This is a genomic window from Nocardioides pini, assembly GCF_026712185.1.
Taxonomy (GTDB): Bacteria; Actinomycetota; Actinomycetes; order Propionibacteriales; family Nocardioidaceae; genus Nocardioides; species Nocardioides pini.
This window is the reverse complement of the sequence record NZ_JAPPUX010000001.1, coordinates 567,247-580,975: the sequence shown is the minus strand read 5'-3', so window position 1 is coordinate 580,975 and position 13,729 is coordinate 567,247. Positions and strand designations below refer to the sequence as shown.

Sequence of the window (13,729 nt, the reverse complement as noted above, 5' to 3'; positions counted from 1 at the left end):
CTCGCCGCATGTCGACGCCGCTGCCGAGCCCCGCACCCTTCGCGCTGGCCACCCGCATCCTGGCCGGGTCACTCATGGGCGCGCTCGTGGTCATCGGCGTCGCGCTGTCCTTCGTGCTGCCGGCCCCGGAGTCGTTCCCGGTGGGACCCCTGGCCGTGCAGGTGCTGGCGGGCGTCGCCGCGCACCTGCTGCTCGAGACCGTCGGCTACCGCACCCCGCCCCTGTCCACGGCCCTCTCCGACCACGACGCGGCCACGCAGGCCCGCACCCGCTGGCAGTCGCTGATGATCATGCGGTTCGCCATCGCCGAGTTCATCGCGATCGCGTCGGTGGCCGCCGCGTTCGTGCTCCCCGACGGCGGCATCCTCACCTACCTCGGCGGCGCCGTGGTGTCGCTCGTGCTGATGGTCGTGCACGTGTGGCCGGGCGCCAGGCCGGTGGGCAAGGTCGCCGAGGCCCTCGAGGCCGGTGGCAAGCCGTCCGGCCTGCGCGAGGCCTTCGGCCTGTCGGCACCGGGGCCGGTCCAGCGGCTCTAGACGATGTCGGGCGCCTTGACCCGCGCCTCGTCGGCCTCCTGGTCGGTCGGCATGAGCTGGCTCTGCCGCTCCGCCTCGACCCGCCGCAGGTAGTGGTCGACCTCGTCCTCGAGCTGGGCGTCGTCCCAGCCCAGCGCCTCCGCCATCAGCTCCGCGGCCGGCCGAGCGGCCGCGATGCCACGGTCGAAGGTCTCGATCGACACGCGCGTGCGCCGCGCCAGCACGTCGTCGAGGTGGCGCGCGCCCTCGTGGGTGGCGGCGTAGAGCACCTCGGCCCGCAGGTAGTGCTCGGCCCCCGGCAGCGGCTCGCCGAGCTCGGGGCGCCGGTGGATCAGGGCCAGCAGCTCGTCGACGAGGCCGCCGTAGCGCCCGAGCAGGTGGTCGATCACCCCGACCTCGAGGCCCGACGCGCGGCTGAGCGCGACGCGCTGGTTGGTCCGCGCCTCGTGGCCCCAGGCACCCATCAACGGCACCCGGTCGGTGATCGAGGCGGGGGTGGCGTCGAAGTCGCGGATCGCGTGGTCGACGGCGTCGCGCGCCATGACGCGGTACGTCGTCAGCTTGCCGCCGGCGACGAGCACCAGGCCGGGCACGGGGTTGGCGACGGTGTGCTCGCGGGAGAGCTTGGTGGTCTCGCCCATGTCGCCCTCCTTGCGCATCGGCTTGAGCAGCGGCCGGAGCCCGGCGTACACCCCGACGACGTCGCGGTGGTCGAGCGGGTCCTTGAGGAGCCGGTTGGCGTGCTCGAGGACGTAGTCGATGTCGCGCTTGCTCGCCGCGGGGTGGGCGAGGTCGAGGTCCCAGGCGGTGTCGGTCGTGCCGATGATCCAGAACTGGTCCCAGGGGATCACGAACAGCACCGACTTCTCGGTCTTGGTGATGAAGCCGCACTCGGACCGGATCCGGTCCTTGGGGACGACGACGTGGATGCCCTTGCTGGCGTCGACGTCGAGCTGCGCCTCGCCGCCCAGCAGGTCCTGCACGGCGTCGGTCCACACGCCGGCCGCGTTGATGACGACGCGGGCGCGGATCTCGAGGTCGCGCTGGCCCTCGAGGTCGCGGGCGCGCACGCCGACGACCCGGTCGCCGTCACGCAGGAAGCCGGTCACCTGGGTGCGGGTCGCGACGTGCGCGCCGTTGTTGGCGGCGGTCCGGGCGATGGTCATCACCAGGCGGGCGTCGTCGACCTGGCAGTCGTAGTAGCGGATCGCGCCGTGGAGGCCGTCGGTCCGGATGTCGGGTGCCATCCGGGCGAGCTGCTTGCGGAAGACGTGCTTGTGCTTGGGCACGCCCATGTCGTACTTCCCGGTCATCGCCATGGTGTCGTAGAGCGCGACGCCGGCGCCGACGTAGGGGCGTTCCCACGCGTGCTCGAGCGGGTAGAGGAACGGCACCGGCCGGACCAGGTGCGGGGCGAGCCGGGTCAGCAGCAGGCCGCGCTCCTCCAGCGCCTCCCTCACCAGCGCGAAGTCGAGCATCTCGAGGTAGCGCAGGCCGCCGTGCACCAGCTTGGACGAGCGCGACGACGTGCCGGACGCGAGGTCGCGCTGCTCGACCAGGCCGACCCTGAGCCCGCGCGTCACGGCGTCGAGCGCCGCTCCGGCACCGACGATGCCGCCGCCCACGACCAGCACGTCGACCTCACCCGACCCCAGCTGCTCGAGCGCGTCCGCGCGCTGGTCGGCGTCGAGGGCCTTGGCGAGCGTCATGGGGTCAGTGTCTCAGGCGGTGCCAGCAGGGATCAGGCCAGCGGGGATCAGTGCTGGACGACGACCTCGATGCGCTGGAACTCCTTGAGCTCGGTGTAGCCCGTGGTGGCCATCGCGCGGCGGAGGGCGCCGATGAGGTTCATGGTGCCGTCGGCGACGCGGGAGGGACCGAACATGATCTCCTCGAGCGAGCCGACCGGCTCGAAGCCGACACGCTCGCCGCGGGGCAGCTCGGCGTGGGTCGCCTCGCTCCCCCAGTGGAAGCCCCGGCCGGGGGCCTCGACCGCACGGGCGAGCGGCGAGCCGATCATCACCGCGTCGGCGCCGCAGGCGATGGCCTTGGCGATGTCGCCCGAGCTGCCGATGGAGCCGTCGGCGATGACGTGGACGTAGCGGCCGCCGGACTCGTCGAGGTAGTCGCGACGGGCGGCGGCGACGTCGGCGACGGCGCTCGCCATCGGGACGGCGACGCCGAGGACCGTGCGTGTCGTGTGGGCGGCGCCGCCGCCGAAGCCGACGAGCACGCCGGCCGCGCCGGTGCGCATCAGGTGGAGCGCGGCCTGGTAGGTCGCGCAGCCGCCCACGATGACCGGCACGTCGAGCTCGTAGATGAACTCCTTGAGGTTCAGCGGCTCGGCCTGGCTGCTCACGTGCTCGGCGGACACGGTGGTGCCGCGGATGACGAACATGTCGACGCCGGCGTCGACGACGGCCTTCACGTGCTCCTTGGTGCGCTGCGGCGAGAGCGACCCGGCGACGGTGACGCCGGCGGCGCGCACCTCCTCGAGGCGCTCGGTGATCAGCTCCGGCTTGATGGGCTGGGTGTAGATCTCCTGCATGCGCCGGGTGGCCTCGTGACCGGACAGGCCGGCCACCTCCTCGAGCAGGCCGGTCGGGTCGTCGTAGCGCGTCCAGAGACCCTCGAGGTTGAGCACGCCCAGCCCGCCCATCTGACCCAGCGCGATGGCGGTCGACGGCGACATGACGGAGTCCATCGGCGCGGCCAGCACGGGGATGTCGAAGCGGTAGGCGTCGATCTGCCAGGCGGTGCTGACCTCCTCGGGGTCGCGCGTGCGCCGCGAGGGCACGATCGCGATGTCGTCGAAGGAGTAGGCGCGGCGACCGCGCTTGGCACGGCCGATCTCGATCTCGGTCACGCCCGAAGCCTATCGGCGTCGGCTCAGAAGCCGAGGTCGCGGGCGGTCGCCCGGATGCGGTCGGCGCTGGCCCGCAGCCCCGCGAGCTCGGCGTCGTCCATCGGCACCTCGAGCCGGCGCTCGGCGCCTCCCGCGCCCACGACCGTCGGGACGGACAGGCAGACGTCTCCGACGCCGTGGTAGTCGGCCAGCAGCGTCGACACCGGCAGCACCCGCTTCTCGTCGCGCAGCACCGCCTCGATGATCCGGCTGCCGGAGATGCCGATGGCGTAGTTGGTGGCGCCCTTGCCCTTGATGATCTCGTAGGCCGCGCCCACCACCTCGGCTGCCATGGCGTCCCGCTCCCCGGCCGGCACCAGGTCGGTGACCGGTACGCCGCCGATGCTGGCGGTGCTCCACAGCGGGATCTCGCTGTCGCCGTGCTCGCCGACGACGTAGGCGTGGACGTTCTGGACGGCCACGCCGCACCGCTCGGCCACCAGGCCGCGCAACCGCGCCGAGTCCAGGACGGTGCCGGACCCGAAGAGCTGCTCCGTGCCGAGCCCGGTGAGCTTCTGTGCCGCATAGGTCACCACGTCCACCGGGTTGGTGACCATCACGATGCGGGCGTCCGGGGCTGCGTCGACGAGGGCCGGCATGAGCGTGCGGAGCATCGTCGTGGTCGAGACCGCGAGGTCGAGCCGGGACTGCCCCGGCTGCTGCTTGGCCCCGGCGGTCACGGCGACCACCTGCGCGCCGGCGCAGACCGACACGTCGTCGGATGCCTCGACGTGGGCGGTCGGCAGGAACTGCAGGCCCTGCCGCAGGTCGAGCTCCTCGGCGCGCACCTTGGCGGCGTCGACGTCGTACAGCGCCACCGTGGTGGCGACGCCGCGCACCAGGCAGGCGTAGGCGAGTGTCGATCCCACGGCGCCCGCGCCGACGATCGCGATCTTCGCGGAGGTCATGCCCCATCGTGGCAGCCGACGCCGCCGGAGGACAGCGCCCTGCTGCGGGGCCGCGCCCACGGGTTCGGCAACGGCTCGTGCACAGCTCGGCAAAGCCGCTCACGCGCACCGACCGCCCTGCCTACCGTCGAGCAGGTGGGGAGACGAGGGAGCAGAAGGCTCGCGCGCGCTGTCGTGGCGACCTGCCTGGCGAGTGGGGTGCTGGGTGTGGGCGCTGCGGCAGCGCACGCGGCCGACGACTATCCGTGGGCGTGGCAGGGCCAGTGCCCGATCCTGCCGCTGCCGGTGATCGAGGAGCCGGCGCCGGCGCCCGTGCCCCCGCCGGAGCCCGTTCAGCCCGAGCAGACCGGCCAGCCCGGGCAGCCCGGGCAGGCCCCCGCCGTGGAGCTGCCGCCGCCTCCCCCGCCGCCCCCGCCGCCGGTGCTCGACCCGGTCTCGGGCCACCTCTACGACCCGCGCGGGCCGCGACCGACGTGCGCCCGCAACGTGTGGTCGCTCAACGGGTCGATCGGCGACTCGTGGGGCTTCGTGCTCCGCAACTGCACGAGCTTCGTCTCGTGGCGCCTGCACGAGCGCAACGGCCTGACGCGCTTCGGCAACCACTTCCGCGGGGTCCACTGGGGCAACGCCGCCGGCTGGGACGACGTCGCGCGCCGCCTCGGCTACCGGGTCGACTCGGTGCCCGCCATCGGCGCCGTCGCCCAGACCGACGCGGGCCGCGTCGGCCACGTCGCGTGGGTCAGCGACATCGGGCCCGGCACGGTCACCGTCGAGGAGTACAACTACGGCACCCCGGGCGGCTACGGCACCCGCACCGTCCCGGTCGGCGACTTCCGCTACCTGCACCTCGCCGACGTCGCCCCTTCCCCGCTCGTCGGCTCGGACCGGCCCGTCGTGTCGGTGCCCGACGGCATCGGCGGGTCGTGGGCCGCCCGTGTCGACGACCGCGGGACCCTTCGCCTGAGCGCGCCGGGGCGCCCGGCACGGGTGGTCGGCCCGAGGGGCGCCTTCACCCCGGTGGTGGCGCCCGCGCTGAGCCTCGACCACCACGGCCGGCCCTGGGTGGCCGCCACCGCGCGCGACGGGCGGGTCCTGGTCGGTACGACGCGCGGCGCGCGCCCGGTCGTGCGCGCCGTCGGCACGTCCGCGCCGACCGCGAGCCCGGCGCTCACCCAGTCGCGGACCCGGCGTCCGGTGCTCGCGACGGTCTCCGCGGAGGGCACGCTGGTCACCCGGCGCCTGACCCGCGAGGGACGCTGGACCGTCGCCGCCCGCGTCGGCAGGCCGGCGTCCTGGTCCACCCACACCGCGCCCGTGCTCGGCAACGACGCCTCGGGACGCACCTGGCTCGTGGCCGTCACCTCGCGCGGAGCGACGTACGCGCGGTCCCTCGAGCGAGGGCGCCTCGTGCGGCTCCGCGGACCGGCCGCCTCGACCACCTCGACGCCCGCCCTGACCACCGCCGGCGATGGCACGACCACCCTGCACCAGGTCGACGCGACCGGGCGGCTCGGCGTGCGCACGCTGGAGGGTCGTGGCTGGAGCCGGTCGACGGCGATGGCGGGCCGGTGGTCGCCGTACGCCTCACCTGTCGTCGGGGAGGTCCCCGGCGGCCTGCAGGTCGCGGCGACCGACCACACCGGCGCGGTCGTGGTCGTCAGCACGGTCCCCGGCCGGCCGTCGCACCGCATCGGGGCGGCGCGCGACCTGACCCGGTCGCCCGGTGTCGTCACCCGCCGCGACGCCGGTCTCCTCGTCGTCGCGCGGACCGGGTCGCGCTACCTGGCCCGCCCGGTCGCGCCGGAGGTCGACGACCTCCGTCCGGCGCGACCGGGCTTCCGTCCCTGACCGGGCGGGAACCCGGTCAGGTCGCGATCACGAACCGCTGTAGTTGGGCGCCTCGACCGTCATCTGCACGCCGTGGGGGTGGCTCTCCTTGAGGGAGGCCGAGGTGATGCGGACGAACCGGCCCTTGTCCTGCAGCTCGGGGATGGTGCGGGCGCCGACGTAGAACATCGACTGGTTGAGCCCGCCGACGAGCTGGTGGGCGACCGCGGACAGCGGTCCGCGGTAGGCGACCTGGCCCTCGATGCCCTCCGGCACGATCTTGTCGTCGCTGGCGACCTCGGCCTGGAAGTAGCGGTCCTTGGAGTACGACTTCTTGCCGCGGCTGCTCATCGCACCGAGGGAGCCCATCCCGCGGTAGGACTTGAACTGCTTGCCGTTGACGAACACGACGTCGCCCGGCGACTCCTCGCAGCCGGCGAGCATCGAGCCCACCATCACCGCGTCGGCGCCGGCGACGAGGGCCTTGGCGATCTCGCCGGAGTGCTTCATGCCGCCGTCGGCGATCAGCGGGACGCCGGCCGGCTTCGTGGCCAGCGACGCCTCGTAGACGGCGGTGACCTGCGGCACGCCCACGCCGGTGACCACGCGGGTGGTGCAGATCGAGCCGGGCCCGACGCCCACCTTGACCGCGTCGGCGCCGGCGTCGACGAACGCCTGGGCGCCCTCGCGGGTGGCGACGTTGCCGCCGATCACCTGGACGTGCCGGGTCGCCGGGTCGGACTTGAGGCGGCGCACCATGTCGAGCAGCAGGTGCACGTGGCCGTGGGCGGTGTCGGCGACGAGCACGTCGACCCCGGCCTCGACCAGGGTGGTGGCCCGCTCCCAGGCGTCGCCGAAGTAGCCGATGGCGGCGCCGACCAGCAGCCGGCCGTCGCCGTCGTACGACGCGTGGGGGAACTGCTCGCCCTTGACGAAGTCCTTGACGGTGATGAGGCCACCGAGGCGTCCCTCGCCGTCGACGAGCGGGAGCCGCTCGCGCTTGTGCGCCCGCAGGAGCGCGGTGGCGTCCTCGCGCGAGATGCCGATGTCGCCGGTGATCAGGCCCTCGCTGGTCATCACCTCGTCGACCTTGGTGGTCGCCCACTCCGCGACGGGCGTGAAGCGCAGGTCGCGGTTGGTGATGATGCCGAGCAGGTGGTTGTCGAGGTCGACCACCGGGAGGCCGGAGACGCGGTACTCGCCGCACAGCCGGTCGAGCTCCTCCAGCGTCGCGTCGGGGCCGATGGTGACGGGGTTGGAGATGATGCCGGTCTGCGTCCGCTTGACCAGGTCGACCTGGCGGGCCTGGTCCTCGATCGACAGGTTGCGGTGCAGGACGCCGATGCCGCCCTCGCGGGCCATCGCGATGGCCATCCGGGCCTCGGTGACGGTGTCCATCGCCGCGCTGACCAGCGGCACCCGGATCGAGATCTCACGCGTGAGACGCGTGGTGGTGTCGATGTCGCTGGGTGCGAGGTCCGACTCCCCCGGCAGCAGCAGCACGTCGTCGTAGGTGAGGCCGAGCGCAGCGAACTTCTCCGGGATCTCCACGGCGACATTCTACGGGCGGCTCGGACCCCTCTGGGACAGTGGCCGGGTGGGGGCGGGACGGATGGTCTGGGCGGCGGCGGTGGTGGCGTTCCTCGCGCGCTTTCCGTCCCTGCTGTGGCCGCTGCGACCCGACGAGGCGGGCTTCCTCATGGTCGCCCGGGCGTCGCAGCCCGAGCCGGACTCGCTCTACGGGCGCTACTGGGTCGACCGCCCTCCCCCGATCATCTGGGTGATGCAGGCGGCCGACAGGCTCGGAGGGCCGTACGCCCACCGTCTGGTCGGCGCGCTGGCGTGCTCGCTGCTCGTGCTGGCCGCCGCGGCCGCCGCCCGGGAGGTGGCGACCCGGGCCGGCGTGCTCGACCGCGCGGCGGTGCGCCGCCTGTCCGGCTGGGTCGCCGTGGCGACCGCCGCGCTGGTCAGCAACGCCGAGATCGACTCGGTCGGCGCCAAGGGCGAGCTCTTCGGCATCCCGCTCGTCATGGCCTCGTGCTGGCTGTCGCTGCGGGCCGTTCGCCGCCTGTCACCGCCCGACGCGTTCCTCGCCGGGCTCCTGGCGATGCTCGCGGTGGGGATGAAGCAGAGCATCGTCGGCGGCCTCGTCTTCGGCGCGGTCCTGCTCGTGGGCTCGGTGGTCGCGCGCCAGGTCGGCCCCCGCGACGCGCTGCGCTGCGCCGCGGCCGCCGGTGCCGGGGCCGCCGTGCCGGTCGTGGTCGTCGTCGCCTGGGCGGTCGGGGCGGGCGTGCGCCTGCAGACGCTGTGGTACGCCGTCGTCACCTTCCGCTCGGACGCGAGCCACGTGATCGCCACGCAGCAGTCCCACGGTGCGACCAGCCGGATCTCGGTGCTCCTGCTGATCTTCGCCGGCACCGGGATGCTCCTGCTCGTCGGGCTCTTCGCCGTCCGGCTCCGCAGCCTCCTGCGGCACGACCCCGTGCCCGTGGTCGCGATCGCCGTGATGCTCGGCCTCGACCTGTTCGGCGTGGCGCTGAGCGGCAGCTTCTGGGCGCCCTACCTCTTCGTGCCCATCCCCGGCCTCGCGCTGGCCCTCGCCGCGCTGGTGGCGCACGACCACCTCGACCGCGTCCGGCACCGCGTCACCCCGGTCGCCGTCGGGTTCGTGGTGCTCTCGAGCGTCCTCGCGCTCGCCGGGTGGACGGGAGCGTGGGTGCGGGGCCGGGTGCCCGTGGAGGTACGCACCGGGGAGGCCATCGCGGCCGCCGCCTGGCCCGGCGACCGGGTGCTGGTCTACGGCGGTCGCGCCGACATCCAGTGGGCGACCGGTGCCCAGTCGCCGTACCCCTATCTCTGGTCGCTGCCGATGCGCACCCTCGACCCGGGCCTGGAGGACCTCGAGGAGGTGCTCACCGGGAGCAACCCACCGACGTGGTTCGTCGAGGCGACCTACATCACCACCTGGAGCGAGCTCGGCACCACCCCGATCCAGGGCTCGCTGATCCGCAAGTACGAGTTCGTCGAGAACGCGTGCGGGCGCTACAAGATCTACCACCTCAACACCGTCGACCCGGTCGAGGTGGACGTCGACTGCTCGACGCCGTTCCGGACGATCTGGGGACGCTGACGCCGGTCAGGTGCGCGCCAGCCGGCGCACCGGGATCCGCACCGTGAGGTCGTCGGTGCCCATCCGGATCCGTCCACGCAGGCCGGTGCCGAGGACCAGCGGGAGCACCGCGGGGTTGTCCGCGGCCGTCCGCACCACGATCTCGTCGGCCTCGGAGGACCTGGCGGAACGCGCGGTCTCGAGGAGCAGTCGGGAGCCGATCCCGCGCCGACGCCACGCCGGGTCGACACCCAGCTCGACGTGCCACGCGTGCTCCGCGTCGACCAGCCAGGTGGCCCGGCCGACGACGGCTCCCGCGACCACGGCGTGCACCTCGCCCTCGCCGACCTCGTAGGTCGGCTCCTGGCCGCCGGGGGGGACGTGCGGCTCGGGAGCCCCGCCGACCTCCGCGGCCGCGAGCACGTCGGCGACGAGCTCGGCGAGCGCCGTGCCCCGCGCGTGCTCGGCCGCGGTGAAGGGCGCCGTACGCCGCACCTGCACCACGACGTCGCCGATCTCGAGGTCCATCCCGTCCATCACCGCGGCGAGGTCCGCGCCGGAGCCGTCCGTCTCGGCGTCGAAGAGCTTGGCGACCACGTCGGGGAAGCTCGCCGGCTCCGAGAGGATGCTGCGGGCCGCCAGCACGTAGCGGGTCGGCTGGTCCGAGAGCGCGGCCTCCGTGCAGGGCAGCACGCTCACCCGGGAGCCGCCGGCCCGCTCGACGAGCTCGGCCAGGCGGGGGAGGTCCCAGTCGTCGGGCGCGCGGAGGACGAGCTCGTCGGTGACCCGGTCGACGCCCGGGAAGACCTGGAGGCCCAGGATGTTGACGCCCGCCGATCCGCAGGCGGTCGCCAGCCCCGCCAGGGCCCCGGGCCGGTCGTCCAGCGTCGTGCGCACTCTCCACAGCATGACGCCGATCGTGGCGCACGAGTGTTTCGGGCGGCCGTCATCGGCGTAACGCGGGTGTCACGTGGTCCCCACGCCGAACGGCCCGCCCCGCCCCGCCGTGATGGCGGAGCGCGGAGCGGGCCGTGCGAGGGGTGTGGTCGATCAGTGGCCGTGGCCGTGACCGTGGCCGGCGGCCGCCGGCTCCTCCTCCTCGGGCTTGTCCGCGACGAGGGTCTCGGTCGTGAGCAGCATCGCGGCGATCGACGTCGCGTTGACCAGCGCGGAGCGGGTGACCTTGACCGGGTCGAGGACGCCCTGGGCGACCAGGTCGCCGTACTCCTCGGTGGCGGCGTTGTAGCCGTTGCCGACACCGAGCTCGCGCACCTTGGACGTCACGACGTAGCCGTTGACGCCACCGTTCTCGGCGATCCAGCGCAGCGGCTCGTCGGCCGCCTTGCGGACCACGCGGACGCCGGCGGCCTCGTCGCCGGTGAGGCCGAGGTTGTCCTCGAGCACCGACACGGCGTGGATGAGCGCGGAGCCACCGCCGGGGACGATGCCCTCCTCGATCGCGGCGCGCGTCGCGGAGACGGCGTCCTCGATGCGGTGCTTCTTCTCCTTCAGCTCCACCTCGGTGGCGGCGCCGACCTTGATCACGCAGACACCGCCGGCGAGCTTGGCGAGGCGCTCCTGGAGCTTCTCGCGGTCCCAGTCGGAGTCGGTGTTCTCGATCTCGGCCTTGATCTGGTTGACGCGGCCCTCGACGGCCGTGCGGTCGCCCGCGCCGTCGACGATCGTGGTGTTGTCCTTGGTGATGACCACGCGACGCGCCTGGCCGAGCACCTCGAGGCCCACCTGGTCGAGCTTGAGGCCGACCTCGGGGGCGACGACCTGGCCGCCGGTCAGGATCGCGATGTCCTGCATCATCGCCTTGCGGCGGTCGCCGAAGGCCGGGCTCTTCACCGCGGCGACGTTGAAGGTGCCGCGGATCTTGTTGACGACCAGCGTGGACAGCGCCTCGCCCTCGACGTCCTCGGCGAGGATGAAGAGCGGCTTGCCGGTGGCGATGACCTTCTCGAGCACCGGGAGCAGCTCCTGGATCGAGGAGATCTTGCCCTGGTGGAGGAGGATGTAGGGGTCGTCGAGGACGGCCTCCATCGACTCCGGGTCGGAGACGAAGTAGGCCGAGATGTAGCCCTTGTCGAACTGCATGCCCTCGGTGAACTCGAGCTCGGTGCCCATGGTGTTGGACTCCTCGACCGTGATCACGCCGTCCTTGCCGACCTTGTCGAAGGCCTCGGCGAGCAGGTCGCCGATGTGGCTGTCGCGGCTGGAGATCGTGGCGACGGACGCCATGTCCTCGCGGGACTCGACCTCGCGGGCCGCCTCGCGCAGGGCGTCGCCGACGGCCTCGGCCGCCGCGTCCATGCCGCGCTTGAGGCCCATCGGGTTGGCGCCGGCCGCGACGGCGCGCAGGCCCTCGTGGACCATGGCCTGGGCCAGGACGGTGGCGGTGGTGGTGCCGTCACCGGCGATGTCGTTGGTCTTGGTGGCCACCTCCTTGGTGAGCTGGGCACCGAGGTTCTCGAACGGGTCGTCGAGCTCGATCTCGCGAGCGACGGTCACCCCGTCGTTGGTGATCGTGGGGGCGCCCCACTTCTTGTCGAGGACGACGTAGCGGCCCTTGGGGCCGAGCGTCACCTTGACGGCGTTGGCGAGGGCGTCGACGCCGCGCTCGAGGGCGCGTCGGGCGTTCTCGTCGAACTCCAGGATCTTGGGCATCTAGGTGCTCCTATGAAGAAATGAAAAAGGGCCTGACGTGCCCGGCACCCGGCTGGCGAGCGGGCAACGCCGCCAGCCGGGATGCCAGGTGCGTCAGGAGACGACGGCGAGGATGTCGCGGGCCGACAGGATCAGGTACTCCTGGCCGGCGTACTTGACCTCGGTGCCGCCGTACTTGCTGTAGATGACCTTGTCGCCCACGGCGACGTCGAGCGGGACGCGGTTGCCGTTGTCGTCGATGCGACCGGGACCGATCGCCACGACCTCGCCCTCCTGGGGCTTCTCCTTGGCCGTGTCCGGGATGACCAGGCCGGAGGCGGTGGTCTGCTCGGCTTCGAGCGTCTGGACGACGATGCGGTCCTCGAGGGGCTTGATGTTGACCGACACTTCGGATCAACCTCCACTTTCTCAAACGAGAGATCTTCAGGACGTGGGCTCGCGGTCCGGCGGCACGCCGTCGCGGGGGTCGTGCCAGGCTCGCGAGCGTTGGCATTCTCGGGGTGAGAGTGCCAGAGCAGACGCTAGCACTCTGCCCAATCGAGTGCTAGCCGGTGTCGCCGCTGACAGGATGACGTCGTGGAGATCGAGACGCTGGCCTGGCTGCGCACCGCCGAGGGCGCCCGCCTGGTGGCCGACGCGGCCGGCGCCTGGGCGGACCACCCGGGCGACCCGGTGCGGGTCGCGGCCGTCGTACGACGTCTCGAGCCCGACGCCGAGAAGGCGGCCGCCGCGACCACGCAGGCCCGGCTGCGAGCGCGGGCGGTCACGAAGTTCGGCGACGACGCGCACCGGATGTACTTCACCCCCGACGCGCTCGAGCAGTCGACCCGGGCGCGGGTGGCCGCGCACCGGGCCGCCCGGGTGGCCGCCGCCTTCCCCGGTGGCAGCGTCATCGACCTCGGCTGCGGCATCGGCGGCGACCTCCTCGCCTTCGCGCGGGCCGGGCTCGTCGCGGCGGGCGTCGACCTCGACCCCGTGCGGGTGGCGATGGCGCGCGCCAACCTCGACGCCCTCGGTCTCGCCGGCGCCGTGCAGGTGGGTGACGCCACCGCGATCGACCCGGCCGCGTTCGACGTCGCCTTCGCCGACCCGGCGCGCCGGGGTGGTCGCGGCCGGGTGTTCGACGTCGAGGGGTGGACGCCGCCGTGGCCGTGGGTGCTCGACCTGCTGTCCCGCCGCGCGCTGGTGAAGGTCGCACCCGGCATCGGCCACGACCTGGTGCCGCCGGGCGTCGAGGCGGAGTGGGTCAGCGACGGCGGCGAGGTCAAGGAGGCCGTGCTCTGGTCGCCGGGCCTCGCCACCACCGACCGCCGCGCCACGGTGATCGGCGAGCACGGCCTGGCCACCCTCACCGACGAGGACTCCCCCGCCGACGGGGAGCCCGGGACCGAGGTCCGCGCCGTCGGCGCGTACCTCTACGAGCCCGACGGTGCCGTGATCCGGGCCGGGCTGGTCACCGCGGTCGCCGCCGGCGTCGGGGGCGGGCTGGTCGACCGCCACATCGCCTACGTCACCAGCGACGCGTCCTTCCGTACGCCGTTCGCGCGCAGCTACCGCGTCGTCGAGCACCTGCCCTACCGCGAGAAGCAGCTCCGCGCGGCCCTGCAGGAGCGCGGCATCGGCCGGCTGACGATCAAGAAGCGCGGGGTGCAGGTCGTCCCCGAGGAGCTGCGCAAGCGGCTGGCGCTGCGGGGGGACGACGAGGCGACCCTGGTGCTCACCCGGGTCTCCGGACAGGGAACGGCCCTGCTCGTCGAGCCCTTCTAGGCGACGT

General features: G+C 73.4%; 11 protein-coding genes. 4 read left to right on the top strand and 7 right to left on the bottom strand.

Going from position 1 to position 13,729, the window contains the following annotated elements:
* The first annotated feature begins 8 nt into the window (after positions 1 to 8).
* Positions 9 to 536: a hypothetical protein gene (locus NYO98_RS02820; RefSeq protein ID WP_268110001.1), complete on the top strand. Its 528-nt coding sequence runs from the start codon at positions 9 to 11 to the stop codon at positions 534 to 536.
* On the opposite strand, the gene NYO98_RS02815 is transcribed toward NYO98_RS02820, so the two are convergent.
* From NYO98_RS02815 to NYO98_RS02805, 3 genes are read right to left on the bottom strand one after another with little or no spacing between them, the layout of a single operon-like run.
* Entirely contained in the window at positions 533 to 2,245 is a 1,713-nt protein-coding gene (locus NYO98_RS02815; protein ID WP_268110000.1) for a glycerol-3-phosphate dehydrogenase/oxidase, read from the bottom strand. The two genes, NYO98_RS02820 and NYO98_RS02815, sit on opposite strands and share 4 nt — an antisense overlap.
* A gap of 47 nt (positions 2,246 to 2,292) precedes the next feature.
* A complete protein-coding gene (locus NYO98_RS02810) occupies positions 2,293 to 3,402 on the bottom strand; it encodes a GuaB3 family IMP dehydrogenase-related protein (protein ID WP_268109999.1) in 1,110 nt (369 codons plus the stop codon).
* Between the two features lie 23 nt (positions 3,403 to 3,425).
* Positions 3,426 to 4,349, bottom strand: coding sequence for an L-lactate dehydrogenase (locus tag NYO98_RS02805; protein ID WP_268109998.1), 924 nt, complete (start codon positions 4,347 to 4,349; stop codon positions 3,426 to 3,428).
* Between the two features lie 207 nt (positions 4,350 to 4,556).
* On the opposite strand from NYO98_RS02805, the gene NYO98_RS02800 reads away from it, so the two are divergent.
* Positions 4,557 to 6,197, top strand: coding sequence for a CHAP domain-containing protein (locus NYO98_RS02800; protein WP_268109997.1), 1,641 nt, complete (start codon positions 4,557 to 4,559; stop codon positions 6,195 to 6,197).
* 27 nt (positions 6,198 to 6,224) lie between these two features.
* Here NYO98_RS02800 and guaB read toward each other — a convergent pair whose 3' ends face one another.
* Positions 6,225 to 7,727, bottom strand: a complete 1,503-nt coding sequence (guaB, locus tag NYO98_RS02795; RefSeq protein WP_268109996.1) for an IMP dehydrogenase — start codon at positions 7,725 to 7,727, stop codon at positions 6,225 to 6,227.
* A 46-nt stretch (positions 7,728 to 7,773) separates the two neighbouring features.
* Between guaB and NYO98_RS02790 the strand changes: the two genes are divergently transcribed.
* Positions 7,774 to 9,306, top strand: coding sequence for a hypothetical protein (locus NYO98_RS02790; protein WP_268109995.1), 1,533 nt, complete (start codon positions 7,774 to 7,776; stop codon positions 9,304 to 9,306).
* Between the two features lie 6 nt (positions 9,307 to 9,312).
* Here the strand turns inward: NYO98_RS02790 and NYO98_RS02785 are convergent, their stop codons facing one another.
* The 3 genes from NYO98_RS02785 to groES all read right to left on the bottom strand — a co-directional run bounded on the left by NYO98_RS02785 (position 9,313) and on the right by groES (position 12,342).
* Positions 9,313 to 10,194, bottom strand: coding sequence for a GNAT family N-acetyltransferase (locus NYO98_RS02785; RefSeq protein WP_268109994.1), 882 nt, complete (start codon positions 10,192 to 10,194; stop codon positions 9,313 to 9,315).
* 141 nt (positions 10,195 to 10,335) lie between these two features.
* Complete coding sequence (groL, locus tag NYO98_RS02780) at positions 10,336 to 11,955, bottom strand: chaperonin GroEL (protein WP_268109993.1); 1,620 nt, start codon at positions 11,953 to 11,955, stop codon at positions 10,336 to 10,338.
* Between the two features lie 93 nt (positions 11,956 to 12,048).
* Positions 12,049 to 12,342 carry a co-chaperone GroES gene (groES, locus tag NYO98_RS02775; protein ID WP_056605525.1) on the bottom strand — a complete coding sequence of 98 codons (294 nt, stop codon included), beginning with the start codon at positions 12,340 to 12,342 and terminating at the stop codon, positions 12,049 to 12,051.
* A gap of 189 nt (positions 12,343 to 12,531) precedes the next feature.
* Between groES and NYO98_RS02770 the strand changes: the two genes are divergently transcribed.
* Positions 12,532 to 13,722, top strand: coding sequence for a class I SAM-dependent methyltransferase (locus NYO98_RS02770; RefSeq protein ID WP_268109992.1), 1,191 nt, complete (start codon positions 12,532 to 12,534; stop codon positions 13,720 to 13,722).
* Positions 13,723 to 13,729: the final 7 nt, after the last annotated feature.

Bases quoted from the DNA above. Each gene is read 5' to 3' on its own strand.
- NYO98_RS02805 (WP_268109998.1), bottom strand. From the start codon at position 4,349: ATGACCTCCGCGAAGATCGCGATCGTCGGCGCGGGCGCCGTGGGATCG.
- NYO98_RS02815 (WP_268110000.1), bottom strand. From the start codon at position 2,245: ATGACGCTCGCCAAGGCCCTCGACGCCGACCAGCGCGCGGACGCGCTC.
- NYO98_RS02785 (WP_268109994.1), bottom strand. From the start codon at position 10,194: ATGCTGTGGAGAGTGCGCACGACGCTGGACGACCGGCCCGGGGCCCTG.
- groL (WP_268109993.1), bottom strand. From the start codon at position 11,955: ATGCCCAAGATCCTGGAGTTCGACGAGAACGCCCGACGCGCCCTCGAG.
- NYO98_RS02820 (WP_268110001.1), top strand. From the start codon at position 9: ATGTCGACGCCGCTGCCGAGCCCCGCACCCTTCGCGCTGGCCACCCGC.